We start from the raw sequence: 15,108 nt of genomic DNA on the forward strand, positions 1-15,108 counted from the left end.
CTTTCGAAGATCAGTTGCCGACGCGGCGGCGCAGGTCCTGGAACGCGGTGTAGTTCGCGATGACCTCGATACGGCCCGGCGGGCACATCTGCACGGCCTGGTCGAGGTCCTCGCAGACCTGGAAGTGCTGGTTCGCGACCTCCAGGCGGACAGCGAGGTCCAGCTTCCGGTCACCGATGACGAAGATCGGGTGGCCGGTCAGCCGGGTGTAGTCGACGTCCCACAGCCAGGAGGTGTCGGTGCCGTCGGCTCCGCGGGCGTTCACGGACAGGATCACCGGGGCGGGCGGCGGGTCGATCAGGGAGAACGTCTCCAGCCAGCCGGCCGGGTTCTTGGCCAGCAGCAGGCGCAGATCACGGTTCTGGAACTGCACGACGTCATAACGTCCGGCCACGGCCTGCACCTGGTACATCCGTTCCAGGGCGACCTGCGGCGGCACCCCGAAGACGGCCGCGACGGCGGCGGAGCTGGCCGCGTTCGCCTTGTTGGCGCGGCCCGGAAGCTGCAGATGGATCGGCCAGGCGGACCCGTGCGGGTCCAGCACATGATCACCGGACAGCGCCCAGGTCGGCGTGGGCCGCCGGAACCCGCACTCACCGCAGAACCAGTCGTCCCCGGGGCGCTGCATCACGCCACCGCAGGACGGGCAGGACCAGGCGTCGTCCTTCCACATCTGCCCGGCCGCGACCCAGACCACGTTCGGGGAGGAGGACGCGGCCCACACCACCAGCGGGTCGTCGCAGTTGGCGACGACAACGGCCTTGGAGCCGGCGAGGCCCTCGCGCCAGTTCTCGGCGAGCATCCGGGTCTCGGCGGCACGGTCGAGCTGGTCGCGGGAGAGGTTGAGCAGGGCGATGCACTTGGGGCTGGTGTCCCTGGCCACACCGGCCAGGTACTTCTCGTCGACCTCGATGACACCGAACTTCGCCTCCGAGCCGCCCGCGAGCGCGGAGGTGATACCGGCCGGCATGTTGGCGCCGAGGGCGTTCGACACGACCGGGCCCGCGGCGCGCAGCGCCTCGGCGATCAGCCGGGTCGTCGTCGTCTTGCCGTTGGTGGCCGACACCAGGACGACGTCCAGGTTCTGGGCGAGCCGTCCGAGCAGATCGGGGTCGAGTTTCAGCGCGACCCGGCCACCGATCACCGACCCGCTGCCGCGCCCCGCGGCACGTGATGCCGCAGCGACCGCCTTGCCCGCGGTCACGGCCAGCTTGGCCCGCGGCGTGAGCGGGTCCGAGTTGCCTGCCATCAGTTCTCGATCCTCCTTGCGTACGCGCCGCGCCTGGGGCCATCCGGCAACGTGGTGTGGACCTGAAGCCTATCGAGATCCATTCGCACACCCGAATCCCGGCCCACGCCTGTGCGGCGGGCATGAGCTGAAGGAACCGTACCCTTGCCGCTATGCGACACGGCACGATCCCGGGCGCCCACGGGCGAGTCCGGCCTCTTTCCCTGCTCGGAGACGCACCGCTGCGCGAGCAATGCCGGGAAGTCACCGACTTCGGCCCCGGCCTGGCGGCACTCGTGGAGGATCTGTTCGCCACGATGTACGCGGCGCAGGGGGTGGGTCTGGCGGCGAATCAGGTGGGGGTGGCTTTGCGGGTGTTCGTCTATGACTGCCCGGATGATGACGATGTGCGCCACCTCGGGCATGTGGTGAACCCGCGACTGGTGGAGACGGACGGCGTGGTCGTCCGGGGCCCGGAGGGCTGCCTGTCCCTGCCGGGCCTGGAAGCGGGGACCGAGCGCTACGACCATGCGGTGGTCGAGGGCTTCACGATGACGGGAGAGCCGGTCACGATCCATGGCACAGGTTTCTTCGCACGGTGCCTTCAGCACGAGTGCGACCACCTGGAGGGCCGGGTGTACGCCGATCACCTGGCGGGGTGGCGGAAGCGGAGATTGACGAGGCAGATCTCCAGGGCTGCATGGCGCCGGTGAACCGGTCCGACTCAGGGGCGAGGGGGACTGCACGAGCAACCCCCACGCACCCGCACACGGGGAGCGACCGTCAGAACCCCGGACCCCCCATTTTGTCCCCCGCAGCCGCAAGACGCCCCCACAGCAGATCCGCGAGAGACCGCACCAACTCGGCCCGGGAGCAAGGACGTTCACCCAGCCACCAGTCGCCGGCCGCATGCATCATCCCGACGATGCCGTGCCCCCACACCCGCGCCAGCTGCTGACTCTCCGGTCCGAGATCCACCCGCTCCTCGATGACCTGGGCCAGCTCCTCACCCATCCGCCGAAGCAGCGGAGCTGAATGCTTTCCGACATCGAACCCCTGGTCGCCCCCGGCGCCGCCCTCCGCGGGATGCATCAGGAACCGGTAGACCTGAGGCCTGGCCTCGATCGCCGCGAGGTAGGTGTCCAGCGTGGATTCGACACGCTCGCGCCTCTCGGCGGGAGCGTCCAGCGCCGCCCGCAGTGAATCGAGCAGTGCATCCGTGTGCCGCTTGGCCAAAGCCGCGTAAAGGCCGCCCTTGTCGCCGAAGTGGCGATAAAGGATCGGCTTGGTGATCCCCGCTTCCGCCGCGATCGCGTTCATCGACGCCTGCGGGCCGTCGCGCAGCACCACCCGGTCGGCGGCCTCCAGCAGCTCGCGCCGTCGTCGGTCGGCGGACCGCTGCTGATCGGTCCGCTGTGTGGTGTCCATGTGCTCTCCCCACCCGTGCTGATTCGATGACGCCTGCGCAAACTAACACTGACTGTGCCCCTGACATCGAACGGGATGCCGGGCGCCATCTGCGGTTGACTTTCCTACCCGTCAGTAACAGACTCGGGTTACCGCTAGTAACACCGCATCGCCGCCGCTGGAGGGGACATGGCCGAGTTCACCATGGAGCTGAACGACGAACAGAAGGAAGTCCGGGACTGGCTCCATGGCTTCGCCGCCGACGTGATCCGCCCCGCGGCCGCCGAGTGGGACGAGCGCGAGGAGACTCCCTGGCCGGTCATCCAGGAGGCCGCGAAGGTCGGCATCTACTCCCTCGACTTCTACGCACAGCAGTACTTCGACCCCACCGGCCTCGGCATTCCGATGGCCATGGAGGAGCTGTTCTGGGGCGACGCGGGCATCGCCCTCTCCATCGTCGGCACGGGTCTCGCCGCCGTGGGCGTTCTCGCCAACGGAACCGAGGAACAGATCGGCACCTGGATCCCGCAGATGTACGGCGACCAGAACGACGTCAAGGTCGCCGCGTTCTGCTCCTCCGAGCCCGACGCCGGCTCCGACGTGGCCTCCATGCGCACGCGTGCGGTGTACGACGAGGCCAAGGACGAGTGGGTGATCAACGGCACGAAGACCTGGGCGACCAACGGCGGCATCGCGGGCGTCCACGTCGTCGTGGCCTGCGTCGACCCGGAGCTGGGCTCCAAGGGCCACGCCTCCTTCATCGTCCCGCCGGGCACGCCGGGTCTCGCCCAGGGCCAGAAGTTCAAGAAGCACGGCATCCGGGCCTCGCACACCGCCGAGGTCATCCTCGACAACGTCCGCGTCCCTGGTTCCTGCCTGCTCGGGGGCAAGGAGAAGCTGGACGAGCGGCTCGCGCGGGCCCGCGAGAAGGCCAAGGCGGGCGGCGAGCGCGTCAAGAACGCGGCGATGGCGACCTTCGAGGCCTCCCGCCCCGCGGTCGGCGCCATGGCGGTCGGCACGGCCCGGGCCGCGTACGAGGTCGCCCTCGACTACGCCAGGACCCGGGAGCAGTTCGGGCGGCCGATCATCGACAACCAGGGAGTGGCCTTCCAGCTCGCGGACATGCGGACGCAGATCGACGCCGCCCGGCTGCTGGTGTGGCGGGCCTCGTGGATGGCGGTCAACGGCAGGCCGTTCACCGCGGCCGAGGGGTCGATGTCGAAGCTGTTCGCCAGTGAGACCGCGAAGAAGGTCACCGCTCAGGCGATCCAGATTCTGGGCGGGAACGGTTACACCCGTGAGTACCCGGTCGAGCGGATGCACCGGGACAGCGCGATCTACACGATCTTCGAGGGTACGAGCGAGATCCAGCGGCTCGTCATCGCGCGGACCCTGGCCGGGATGCCCATCCGGTAAGGACACTCACCGATGCCTGAGCGGTGTGAGCTGCTCGATGTCGTACTTCGCCCTCAGCGCCTCGATCGCCTCCTGGTCCGGCGGACCCCCGTCGCCCAGGATCTCCAGCAGCTCCTCGAAATAGCGCTCGTGATCCGGTGGCGGGCTCGCCTGGAAGAACATCTTCGCGGGGGTGTCCGTCGGGTTCGCGAACGCATGCGGGCACCCCGGCGGTACGACGATGACCGTGCCGGGAGTCGCCCGCACCACCCGGCTGCCCGAACTGGACTCCCACTTCTGCCAGTTGTCCGGTGTGCGGATGCGCGGCTCGAAGGCGAGCACGTCCAGCTCGCCGTCGAGGACGTAGAAAAGCTCCTCGCTGCGCGTGTGCACATGGGCGCCCACGTCGAAGCCCGGCGGGACCTCCACCTCGAAGGTGGAGGCGATCCGCGAGTGGGCGCCGGTGACCTTGAACGTCACACGCTGCGCCGGTGCCGCCACGACCCGGCCGTGGCCCGGCGGCACGAGCAGTCCCTCGGTCTGTGTCATCGGTGGCTCACCAGGTCACCGGCAGGGCCTCGGGACCCCGGATCAGCGCGCCCTTCTTGAAGGGCACCTGCTGTGGCGGTACGGCCAGCTTCAGGCCCGGAACCCGGTCCAGCAGGGCGTTCACCAGCAACTGCGACTCCAGCCGGGCGAGCTGGCCGCCGGGGCAGTAGTGCGGGCCGAAACCGAACGCCACATGCGGGTTCGGGCTGCGGGAGAAGTCGATGGTCTCCGGGTCGGGGAAGACGTCCGGGTCGCGATTGGCCGCCAGGTAGGAGACATAGACCGCGTCGCCCGCATGGATGCGGTGGCCCTTGATCTCCACGTCCTCCCTCGCGATCCGGGACAGCCCGACCGCGTTGCGGTGCGGGATGTAGCGCAGGAGCTCGTCGATGGCCTGCGGCCGGATCCCCGGCTCGGCGCGCAGCCGTTCCATCAGGTCGGGGCGGGTCAGCAGCAGGTAGAACATCTGCCCGCTGTTGTTGGTGACCGCCTCGCCGCCGATCTGGAGGAGAACGGCCAGACCGACGGCCTCCTCCAGGGCGACCTCGCCGTGGCCCACCGCGGCGCCGAGCAGTGAGGTGACGTCCTCGGCCGTGCTGTTCTCGCGCAGTCCGATGAGGTCGCCGAAGTAGGCGCTCATGTCCCGCTTGGCCTTCTCGCTGACCTCCTTGCCGTGCGAGGAGGACAGGATCAGCTGGGTCCAGGTGTGCATGGTGTGCCGGTCGCAGGGCGGGACGCCCATCAGCTCGCAGATCACCGCGATCGGGAACGGGCTGAGCACCGCACTGGTGAGATCGGCGGGCGGCCCGTCCTGCAGGAGTTCGTCGACCAGCTCGTCCAGCATGGCCCGTGCCTTCTCCCGTACCCGCTCCACACCCTTCGCGGTGAACGCGGCGGCCACCGCACGGCGCAGCCGGGTGTGGTCGGGCGGGTCGAGGAAGCCGACCGCGCCGCGGTCCGGGATGAAGTGCGGGGCGAGTCGCGTGACCGACTGCTCCAGGACCGCCTCGCGGCTGAAGCGCGGGTCGTTGGCGACCATGCGCACGTCGTCGTACCGGGTCACCAGCCAGGCCCAGCCCTCGCCGTTGGGCAGCTCGATGCGGGTGACCGGTCCCTCGCCCATCAGCTCGGTCAGCACCGGGTCGAAATCCGTCCCGGTCAGGTCGAGCGCCGGCCACTGCCGGATCGGGGGCGGGGCCTCGATGAGCGTCATCTCCTCGGTCATCGCGGGTCGCCGTTCCCGTTGACCCAGCGGCCGACCGTCATCTCGGCCGTGATGCCGGGGCCGAACCCGGCGAGCAGACCGCGCGCCCTGTCCTCGGCGCCGCCCTCGTCGAACATCCGGCGCAGCGCGTCCAGGACGACGGCGCTGGCTATGTTGCCGTACTCGGTGAGCGTGGCCCGGCTGAACCGGAAGGCGTGCGGCTCGACCTCCAGGAACTTGCTGAGGTCGTCGAGTATGCGCGGCCCGCCCGCGTGGATGATGTAGAAGTCCAGGTCGGACGCGTCCCAGCCGTGCATGCCGGCCAGGTCCCTCAGCGCCGGGGCGAGCGGCTCCATGGTCGCGGGCACCCGCTTGTCCAGCAGGAAGTGGAAGCCGGTGGCCCGGACGTCGTAGGCGATCCAGTCCTCCGTCTTCGGGATCAGGTAGGAGCCGTTTCGCTCCAGACGCACGCCCGTACCGCCGTTTCCGCGTACGACGGCGGCGGCGATGCCGTCGCCGAACAGGCCGTTGGAGAGCAGCGAACCGACGCCGAGGTCGGTGGGCTGGTAGCACAGCGAGCAGAACTCGCAGGCCACGATGAGCGCGTTGGCGTTCGGGTAGGCCGAGCAGAAGTCGTGCGCCCGGTTGATCGCCGCCCCGCCGGCCGCGCAGCCCAGCTGGGCTATGGGGAGCTGGCGGGTGGTGGAGTCGAAGTCCATCTCGTTGATCAGCCACGCCGTCAGCGAGGGCATCATGAAGCCCGTGCACGACACGTAGACGATCACGTCGATGTCGCTGGTGAGCAGCTCCGCGTCGTCCAGCGCCCGCTGGATCACTGCCGGGACCCGGGCCTTGGCCTCGGCCTCGTAGAGCTTGTTGCGCTCCTCGAAGCCCGGGTGCTTCAGGGTCTCCTCGATGGGCTGCACGATGTGCCTGGTCTTGACGCCCGTGTTCTCGATGAGGCGCAGCGCGAGTGCCAGTTGAGGGTGGTCCGCGTGGCGGGAGCGCGCCAGCTCCAGCGTCTCCTCCATCGTGATCACGTGCTCCGGGACCGACACCGAGGGTCTGCACAAAGTCGCCATGAACCGTCCCTGCTTTCCGCTTTCGGCGGGCCTTCGCCCACCGGCCAGAAGGTGGTTCACCTCTTGTGGGTGCTCCCCCCACCGTCACCCAGGAGGACGACGATCTCGCGTTGGGTTACTCCGAATCGGGGACCCAGGGGGAGGCTCGAAGGGCGAATTCCACCGCCGGACGAGGGGAAATTCGATGACGACTGTTACGGCGGGGAAGCAGTGGGGCAGCGGTGCGGCAGCCCGCAAGGCGGCCTAGGGGGTGTCGTTTGGATCAGGCCGGTCGGCACCCCCTAGGGCGCCCCGCTGCTGTGCGCGATGCACGCCACGTCGATGCGGTCCGCCAGCTTGGCCAGCTCAATGGTCAAAGCGGCCACCGTGTCCTCGTCCAGCCCCGGCTCCCCGCCGTCGACCAGATGCAGCCACCGAGCGCCCACGGTCCGCAGCAACTTACTCACGTCGGCCGCAGCCACCTGCAGGGCCCCACGGTCGTCCACGATCAGAGGCAGAGTCACTTCGCCGTTCACAAACCGGATGCTAGCCGCGCAGCGCTCACGCACCCTGCCAAACCGTGGTGATGTTGCAGAACTCGCGGATTCCGTGCCCGGACAGCTCACGCCCGAACCCGGACCGCTTGACCCCGCCGAACGGGAACGCCGGATGGGAGGCGGTCATCCCGTTGACGAACACGGACCCGGCCTCCAGGTCGCGGGTGAACCGCTCCACCTCGCTCTCGTCCCGCGTCCACACGTTGGAACTCAGCCCGAAGGGCGAGTCGTTGGCGATGAGCAGTGCCTCGTCCACGTCGTCGGCCCGGTACAGCGTGGCCACCGGTCCGAACGCCTCCTCCCGGTGGATGCGCATCTCCCGGGTGATCCCGGCCAGCACGGTCGGCGGGTAGTACCAGCCCGGCCCGTCCGGCCGCTCGCCGCCGCACAGCACCTCGGCGCCGCTGCGCTTCGCGTCGTCGACCAGCTCCTCCAGATCGCTGCGCCCCTGTTCACTGGAGAGCGGCCCGACCTCGGTGTCCTCCTCCAGCGGGTCACCGACCTTGAGCGCCTTCATACCGGCGACGAACTTCTCGGCGAACGTGTCGTAGACGTCGGTGTGCACGATGAACCGCTTGGCCGCGATACAGGACTGCCCGTTGTTCTGCACCCGCGCGGTCACCGCCACCTGGGCCGCCCGGTCCAGGTCGGCTGAGGGCATGACGACGTACGGGTCGCTGCCGCCCAGCTCCAGCACCGTCTTCTTGATCATCTCACCGGCGGTGGAGGCGACCGCCCGGCCCGCGGGCTCGCTGCCCGTCAGCGTCGCCGCCTTCACCCGCTCGTCGCGCAGGATGTCGTCCACCGCGGCCGAGCCGACCAGCAGCGTCTGGAAACAGCCCTCCGTGAAGCCCGCCCGGTGGAACAGGTCCTCCAGGTACAGGGCTGTCTGGGGGACGTTGGAAGCGTGCTTGAGCAGGCCCACGTTGCCCGCCATCAGCGCGGGCGCGGCGAACCGGACCACCTGCCACAGCGGGAAGTTCCACGGCATCACCGCGAGGACGGGGCCGAGCGGCCGGTAGCGGACCCGGACCCGGGAGGCGCCGGAGTCCTTCACGTCCGACTCCGGGGGCTCCTCGGCGGCCAGCAGACCCTCGGCGCGTTCGGCGTACCAGCGCATCGCCTTGGCGCACTTCGCGGCCTCCGCGCGGGCCTGCTTGATCGGCTTGCCCATCTCGGTGGTCATGACCCTGGCGATCTCCTGCTGATCCTCGTCCAGCAGGCCGGCGGCCTCGTTCATCAGCCGGGCGCGGTCGGCGAAGGTGGTCGTCCGGTACGTGCGGAACGTGGCCTCGGCGAGCTGAAGCCGGCGTTCCAGCTCCTCTTCATCCATGGGCTCGTACGTCTTGAGCGTCTCGCCGTTCGCCGGGTTCACCGTCGCGATGGGCATGGCTGACCTCCCTGGGAGCGGGCTTGCTTCGACCTTCGCGCGCGGCCGGGCAAGCCGCAACGCGAAAGGCCCCTGTTCAGCCCGAGTGCTCCGCCAGCCGGTCGAGAAACGCGGTCTGCGCCGCGATGACCAGCTCACGGGCCCGCTCCAGACCGAGCCACTCCACCCGGTCCAGCTCCGGAAACTCCCGCACCCGGCCGGACCTCGGCGGCCACTCCATCGTGAAGGTGCCGGGGCTGAAGCCCGTCAGGTCCGGGTCCGCCTCGACGGCCCACGCGGTGACGATCTTGCCGTTCTTCTGCACGACCTCGCCCAGCGGTACGGCCGTCCCGTCGGGCGGCGCCAGCCCCAGTTCCTCCTGGAACTCCCGCCGGGCGGCCTCCCAGGCGGGCTCTTCCGGTTCGTACTCGCCCTTGGGCACGGTCCAGGCGCCCGCGTCCTTCTTCGCCCAGAGCGGGCCTCCCATATGGCCCAGCAACACCTCAAGTCCCTCATCGGTGTGCCGGAACAACAGCAGTCCCGCGCTGCGCCGCGTCGCACGCACCGTCACGGCTTGACCTCCGGGTGCGCCGCCAGCAGGGCCTCCACCGTATCGGCATCCTCGGGGCGTTTGTCCTCGCGATAGCGGACCACACGGGCGAAACGGAGGGTGACGCCGGCCGGATAGCGGGAGGAGCGCTGGAGGCCGTCGTAGGCGATCTCCACGACGAGTTCGGGGCGCACCCGGACCACCCAGCCGCTGTCCTCGACCGCCAGCTCCTGCAGCCGCTCGGTCTGCCAGGCGAGCATCGCGTCGGTCATGCCCTTGAAGGTCTTGCCGAGCATGGCGAAGCTGCCGTCGGGGTTGCGGGCACCCAGGTGGAGGTTGGAGAGCCTGCCCGTGCGGCGGCCGTGCCCCCACTCGGCGGCCAGCACCACCAGGTCGAGGGTGTGGACGGGCTTGACCTTCAGCCAGGAGGCGCCGCGCCGGCCCGCGCTGTACGGCGCGTCCAGCGCCTTGACCACCACGCCCTCGTGCCCGCGGGCCAGCGTCTCGGCAAGGAACCGTTCCGCCACCGCGATGTCCTCCGGTCCCGAGGCGACCGTCCGGCGTACCCGCATCGGCTCCGGCACCAGCCGGGCCAGCTGTGCGTGCCGCTCGGCGAAGGGCAGGTCCAGCAGGTCGGTGCCGTCGACGGACAGGGCGTCGAAGAAGACGGGGGAGACCGGGACCTCCTCGGCCGCCTTCGCCACATCCGTGCGGGAGCCGACCCGGCCCGCCGTCTCCTGGAAGGACCGGGGCCGTCCGGCCGCGTCGAAGGAGATCACCTCACCGTCCAGGATGAACCGCTCACCCCCCAACTGCAGCGCGGCAACGGTCACTTCGGGCAGCCGGTCGGTGATGTCGTCCAGGGTGCGGGTGTGTACACGGACCGTGTCGCCGTCCCGGTGGATCTGCACCCGGATGCCGTCCAGCTTCTCCTCCACCGCGCAGGCGCCCAGCTTCTCCACCGCCTCGGCGACCGAGGAGGCGCTGTGCGCCAGCATCGGCAGCACGGGCCGGCCGACCGTGAGCCGGAAGCGGTCCAGCGCCCCGGGTCCCTCGGCGAGCAGGGCCTGGGCGACCGTCTGCAGCGACCCGGCGAGCATCACCGCCCGGCGTACGGCGGCCGGCTCCGCGTCCGTGGCCTGGGCGAGGCCCTCCACCGCGACGGCGTCCAGCGCGCCCTGCCGCACCTCGCCGGTGAGCAGACCGAGCAGGAAACGCTGCTCGTCCTCGGTGGCGGCGCCCATCAGCTCGCCGACGAGCCGGGTCCGCTCCGCCTGCGAACCCGGACCGGACACCTTGCCCAGCTCGCCGAGCAGCGCGTCGACCTGCCGGACCGTGAGGGTGGACTCGGCGGCCGGCGGCACCGGGCGGCCGAGCACCTTCCAGCCGACGCCGAGCCGGCCCTGCGGCAGCCGTCCGGCCAGGTAGGGGATGACGATCGGCACGTCGTCCGCCTCCGCCTCCCGGAACAGCTCGGCGAGCAGCGCTGTCTTACGGGACCGGGCCGCCGTCGCGGCGACCTCCCGGGACACCTGGGCGAGCCGGGTCAGCAGCATGTCCTCAAGGGTGCACCAACGCTCCGCCGGGTGCGCGGTTCGGTGGGCGCGGGTGTGCGGAGACGTACGGGTGCGCCGTGGTTGACCGCGACAGTCGTCAGCCCGCGTTCGTCGATGGTCCGACCACCTCCGTCCCCGACCGTTGCTCCGGCGCTGCGGTATTGACAAACGTGTTTGCCGAATCTGCAATACCGGCATGAGTTCCGACGACGTTCTCGCGGGGGTGGGGCCCCGGCTGCGGCGCATCCGCAAGGAGCGGGAGGTGACCCTGGCCGCGCTGTCCGAGGCCACCGGCATCTCCGTGAGCACCCTCTCCCGGCTGGAGTCCGGCCTGCGCAGACCCAGCCTCGAACTGCTGCTGCCGATCGCCCGGGTCCACCAGGTGCCGCTGGACGAACTGGTCGGCGCGCCGCCGGTGGGGGATCCGCGGGTGCGGTCGAAGCCGATCGTGCGGGGCGGGCGCACCCACTGGCCGCTCACCCGCCAGCCCGGCGGCCTCCAGGCCTTCAAGGTGCTGGAGCCGCAGCGCGAGCAGGAGCCGGATCCGCGCACCCACGAGGGCTACGAGTGGCTGTATGTGCTGTCGGGCCGGCTGCGGCTGGTCCTCGGCGAGCACGACGTGGTGCTCTCCGCGGGGGAGGCCGCCGAGTTCGACACGCGCGTGCCGCACTGGTTCGGGTCGACGGGCGAGGGTCCGGTGGAGTTCCTGAGTCTGTTCGGGCCGCAGGGCGAGCGGATGCACGTACGGGCGCGGCCGGCGTCCCGGACGTGACCCACGCGACGCGAGCCGGGGTGCGGCCGCCTGTTCCCTGATGGGCAAGCGACCGCTTAGTATGCCGTCGGACCCGGTCAGACGAAGCAGTCCCGTGGAGGCCCCGCATGCAGGCATGGCAAGTGCACGAGAACGGCGAGCCGAGCGAGGTGATGCGCCTCGCGGAGGTGGAGCGGCCCGCACCGGGTGACGGGCAGGTGCTGCTGCGCGTGCGCGCCGCCAACATCAACTTCCCGGACGCGCTGCTGTGCCGCGGCCAGTACCAGGTGCGCCCGCCGTTGCCCTTCACACCCGGCGTGGAGATCTGCGGCGAGACCGAGGACGGCCGCCGCGTGATCGCCAACCCGGCGCTGCCGTACGGCGGTTTCGCCGAGTACGCGCTCGCCGACGCCCGTGCCCTGCTGCCCGCGCCCGAGTCGCTGGACGACGCCGAGGCCGCCGCGCTGCACATCGGCTACCAGACGGGCTGGTTCGGCCTGCACCGACGGGCCGGTCTGGAAGCGGGGGAGACCCTGCTCGTGCACGCCGCCGCCGGCGGTGTCGGCAGCGCCGCCGTCCAGCTCGGCAAGGCGGCCGGCGCCACCGTGATCGGTGTCGTCGGCGGCGCGGACAAGGCCGCCGTGGCCCGTGAGCTGGGCTGTGACGTGGTCGTCGACCGCCGCAGCGAGGACGTGATCGCGGCCGTGAAGGAGGCCACCGGCGGCCGGGGCGCGGACGTGATCTACGACCCCGTCGGCGGCGAGGCCTACGCCCAGTCCGCCAAGCTCGTCGCCTTCGAGGGCCGGATCGTCGTCGTCGGCTTCGCCAGCGGCACCATCCCGAGCCCCGCCCTCAACCACGCCCTCGTGAAGAACTACTCGATCCTGGGCCTCCACTGGGGCCTGTACAACACCAAGAACCCGAAGCTGATCCTGCAGTGCCACGAGCAGCTCACCGAGCTGGCCGCCCGGGGCGCGATCAAGCCCCTGGTGAGCGAGCGGGTGCCGCTGAGCGAGGCCGCCGTGGCCGTGCAGAAGGTGGCGGACGGCCGCTCCACCGGCCGGATCGCCGTGGTGATGGAGGAGACAGCATGACCGACGCCGAAGAACTGCGCCGCCGTACACGGGAGTTGCTGGCCGCGCATCCCCCTGCGAGCACCGACCGCCTGGACTTCCTGCGCGCCCGCTTCGACGCGGGCCTCGCCTGGGTCCACTACCCGGAGGGCCTCGGCGGTCTGGGCGTCCCACGCGCCCTGCAGGCCGTCGTGGACGCCGAACTGGAGGCCGCGGGCGCCCCCGACAACGACCCCCGGCGCATCGGCATCGGCCTCGGCATGGCCGCGCCGACGATCCTCAAGTACGGCACGGACGAGCAGAAGCAGCGCTTCCTGCGGCCCCTGTGGACCGGGGAGGAGGTCTGGTGCCAGCTGTTCAGCGAGCCCGGCGCCGGCTCCGACCTCGCCGCGCTCGGCACCCGGGCCGTACGGGAGGGCGAGGACTGGGTCGTCAACGGGCAGAAGGTGTGGACGTCCAGCGCGCACATCGCCCGCTGGGCCATCCTCATCGCCCGCACCGACCCGAACGTGCCCAAGCACGCCGGCATCACCTACTTCCTCTGCGACATGACCGACCCGGGCGTCGAGGTCCGGCCGCTGCGCCAGATCACCGGCGAGGCCGAGTTCAACGAGGTCTTCCTCACCGACGTCCGCATCCCCGACACCCGCCGCCTCGGCGCGGTCGGCGACGGCTGGCGGGTCGCCCAGACCACGCTGATGAACGAGCGTGTCTCCATCGGCGGCATGGCTCTGCCCCGCGAGGGCGGCATGATCGGCCCGGTCGCCAAGACCTGGCGCGAACGCCCCGAACTGCGCACCCACGAGCTGCACCAGCGGCTGCTCAAGCTGTGGGTCGAGGCCGAGGTCTCCCGCCTCACCGCCGAACGCCTGCGCCAGCAGCTCGTCGCCGGCCAGCCCGGCTACGAGGGCTCCGGCATGAAGCTCGCCTTCGCCCGCCTCAACCAGGAGATCAGCGGCCTGGAGGTCGAACTCCGCGGCGAAGAGGGCCTGTGGTACGACGACTGGACCATGCGCCGTCCGGAGCTGGTCGACTTCACCGGCCGTGACGCCGGCTACCGCTATCTGCGCTCCAAGGGCAACAGCATCGAGGGCGGGACCAGCGAGGTCCTGCTGAACATCGTCGCCGAACGGGTCCTCGGCCTGCCCGCCGAGCCGCGCACCGACAAGGACGTCGCATGGAAGGACCTGGCCCGATGACCGACCTGCTGTACTCGGAGGAGGAAGAGGCGCTGCGGGCGGCCGTCCGCGACCTGCTCACGGACCACTGCGCACCGACGGACGTCATCGCCCGCGTCGAGTCGGACACCCCGCACGACCTCGCCCTGTGGAAGTCCCTCGCCGAGGGCATGGGCCTGGCCGGGCTCCTGGTGCCCGACGAGCAGGGCGGCCAGGGCGCCTCACCCCGCGAAGTCGCCGTCGTACTGGAGGAGCTGGGCCGGGCGGTCGCACCCGTGCCCTATCTCACCAGCGCGGTCGTGGCCACCGAGGCCCTGCTGGCCTGCGGTGACGAGGAACTGCTGGGGCAGCTGGCCTCCGGCCGGACCATCGGCGCCCTCGCGGTCGGGCTGCACACGGCCCCGGGCGCCGAGGTGAAGACCGTGCGGCTGCAGAACGGCGCCCTGCACGGCGAGTTGACGGGCATCGCCGACGCGGCCGTGGCCGACGTCCTGCTCGTCCCGGCCGACGACGGCGGCCTGTACGCCGTCCCGGCCGACGCCGTGACGATCACCCCGCAGATCTCCCTGGACCTGACCCGGCCGCTGGCGGCGGTACGCCTGGAGGGCGCTCCCGGCCGCCGTGTCGGCGACGCGGAACCCGCCGTACGGAGGGCGCTGCGCACCGCCGCCGGGCTGCTGGCCTCCGAGCAACTCGGCGTGGCCGACTGGGCGCTGACCGAGACGGTCCGCTACCTGAAGGAGCGCAAGCAGTTCAACCGGCCGGTCGGCGGATTCCAGGCGCTCAAGCACCGGCTCGCCCAGCTGTGGCTGGAGGTCGTCAACCTGCGGGCGGCGGCCCGTGCGGCCGCCGACGCGCTGGCCTCCGGCGAGGACACCGACGTGTCGGTCGCCGTCGCCCAGGCGTACGCGGCGCCCGTCGCCGTCCACGCCACCGAGGAGGCGCTGCAACTGCACGGCGGGATCGGCATGACCTGGGAGCACCCGGTCCACCTGTCCCTCAAGCGGGCCAAGGCGGACTCCATCGCCTACGGCACGGCGGGGGCCCATCGGGAGGCGCTGGCCCAACTGGTCGACCTCCAGGCACCCTGACACCGAGCGCGTGAAGCCCGCCCCACCCGGGGTGGGCTTCTGCGCCGGTCTGGCAGGTCCGAGGCCTTCCCCGACGCCCGCCCGAGCGCGAGACACCACACGTTTGGGGGACACGTCAGCCGCCCGGACAAACCCTCCG

15 protein-coding genes are annotated in these 15,108 nt (G+C 70.9%); 6 read left to right on the top strand and 9 right to left on the bottom strand.

Annotated features, from left to right (window positions below):
• Positions 1 to 10: 10 nt before the first annotated feature.
• The gene (locus ACZ41I_RS04680; RefSeq protein WP_363218991.1) at positions 11 to 1,249 is read right to left on the bottom strand and encodes a MurT ligase domain-containing protein; all 1,239 of its coding nucleotides are present in this window, start codon (positions 1,247 to 1,249) and stop codon (positions 11 to 13) included.
• Positions 1,250 to 1,401: 152 nt separating this feature from the next.
• On the opposite strand from ACZ41I_RS04680, the gene def reads away from it, so the two are divergent.
• The gene (gene def, locus ACZ41I_RS04685) at positions 1,402 to 1,941 is read left to right on the top strand and encodes a peptide deformylase (RefSeq protein WP_363218992.1); all 540 of its coding nucleotides are present in this window, start codon (positions 1,402 to 1,404) and stop codon (positions 1,939 to 1,941) included.
• A 70-nt stretch (positions 1,942 to 2,011) separates the two neighbouring features.
• Here def and ACZ41I_RS04690 read toward each other — a convergent pair whose 3' ends face one another.
• Positions 2,012 to 2,656: a TetR/AcrR family transcriptional regulator gene (locus tag ACZ41I_RS04690; protein ID WP_363218993.1), complete on the bottom strand. Its 645-nt coding sequence runs from the start codon at positions 2,654 to 2,656 to the stop codon at positions 2,012 to 2,014.
• 168 nt (positions 2,657 to 2,824) lie between these two features.
• Here ACZ41I_RS04690 and ACZ41I_RS04695 point away from each other — a divergent pair, with 168 nt between their 5' ends.
• Positions 2,825 to 4,051, top strand: a complete 1,227-nt coding sequence (locus ACZ41I_RS04695; protein ID WP_399763177.1) for an acyl-CoA dehydrogenase family protein — start codon at positions 2,825 to 2,827, stop codon at positions 4,049 to 4,051.
• Positions 4,052 to 4,057: 6 nt separating this feature from the next.
• Here the strand turns inward: ACZ41I_RS04695 and ACZ41I_RS04700 are convergent, their stop codons facing one another.
• The 7 genes from ACZ41I_RS04700 to ACZ41I_RS04730 form a co-directional block, all read right to left on the bottom strand.
• Positions 4,058 to 4,579 (bottom strand): cupin domain-containing protein, encoded by a 522-nt coding sequence (locus ACZ41I_RS04700; protein ID WP_363218997.1) that lies wholly within the window; start codon positions 4,577 to 4,579, stop codon positions 4,058 to 4,060.
• Positions 4,580 to 4,586: 7 nt separating this feature from the next.
• A complete protein-coding gene (locus ACZ41I_RS04705) occupies positions 4,587 to 5,804 on the bottom strand; it encodes a cytochrome P450 (RefSeq protein ID WP_363218998.1) in 1,218 nt (405 codons plus the stop codon).
• Positions 5,801 to 6,865 carry a type III polyketide synthase gene (locus ACZ41I_RS04710; protein WP_363218999.1) on the bottom strand — a complete coding sequence of 355 codons (1,065 nt, stop codon included), beginning with the start codon at positions 6,863 to 6,865 and terminating at the stop codon, positions 5,801 to 5,803. Before ACZ41I_RS04710 ends, ACZ41I_RS04705 begins: the two co-directional genes overlap by 4 nt.
• 281 nt (positions 6,866 to 7,146) lie before the next feature.
• On the bottom strand, positions 7,147 to 7,380 hold the full coding sequence (locus ACZ41I_RS04715) for a DUF6213 family protein (RefSeq protein ID WP_031160188.1): 234 nt from the start codon (positions 7,378 to 7,380) through the stop codon (positions 7,147 to 7,149).
• Positions 7,381 to 7,405: 25 nt separating this feature from the next.
• The gene (locus tag ACZ41I_RS04720; protein WP_399763170.1) at positions 7,406 to 8,791 is read right to left on the bottom strand and encodes an NADP-dependent succinic semialdehyde dehydrogenase; all 1,386 of its coding nucleotides are present in this window, start codon (positions 8,789 to 8,791) and stop codon (positions 7,406 to 7,408) included.
• Positions 8,792 to 8,867: 76 nt separating this feature from the next.
• On the bottom strand, positions 8,868 to 9,341 hold the full coding sequence (locus ACZ41I_RS04725) for an NUDIX hydrolase (protein WP_468513151.1): 474 nt from the start codon (positions 9,339 to 9,341) through the stop codon (positions 8,868 to 8,870).
• Complete coding sequence (locus ACZ41I_RS04730; RefSeq protein ID WP_468513152.1) at positions 9,338 to 10,876, bottom strand: ATP-dependent DNA ligase; 1,539 nt, start codon at positions 10,874 to 10,876, stop codon at positions 9,338 to 9,340. The genes ACZ41I_RS04725 and ACZ41I_RS04730 overlap by 4 nt, the downstream gene beginning before the upstream one ends.
• Before the next feature lie 196 nt (positions 10,877 to 11,072).
• Between ACZ41I_RS04730 and ACZ41I_RS04735 the strand changes: the two genes are divergently transcribed.
• The 4 genes from ACZ41I_RS04735 (at position 11,073) to ACZ41I_RS04750 (ending at position 14,969) form a co-directional block, all read left to right on the top strand.
• Entirely contained in the window at positions 11,073 to 11,648 is a 576-nt protein-coding gene (locus ACZ41I_RS04735; protein WP_363219004.1) for a helix-turn-helix domain-containing protein, read from the top strand.
• A gap of 107 nt (positions 11,649 to 11,755) precedes the next feature.
• Positions 11,756 to 12,721: an NADPH:quinone oxidoreductase family protein gene (locus ACZ41I_RS04740; RefSeq protein ID WP_363219005.1), complete on the top strand. Its 966-nt coding sequence runs from the start codon at positions 11,756 to 11,758 to the stop codon at positions 12,719 to 12,721.
• Positions 12,718 to 13,899, top strand: coding sequence for an acyl-CoA dehydrogenase family protein (locus ACZ41I_RS04745; RefSeq protein WP_363219006.1), 1,182 nt, complete (start codon positions 12,718 to 12,720; stop codon positions 13,897 to 13,899). The genes ACZ41I_RS04740 and ACZ41I_RS04745 overlap by 4 nt, the downstream gene beginning before the upstream one ends.
• A complete protein-coding gene (locus ACZ41I_RS04750) occupies positions 13,896 to 14,969 on the top strand; it encodes an acyl-CoA dehydrogenase family protein (RefSeq protein ID WP_399763158.1) in 1,074 nt (357 codons plus the stop codon). The genes ACZ41I_RS04745 and ACZ41I_RS04750 overlap by 4 nt, the downstream gene beginning before the upstream one ends.
• Positions 14,970 to 15,108: the final 139 nt, after the last annotated feature.

The organism is Streptomyces sp. NPDC030799 (genome assembly GCF_055572255.1).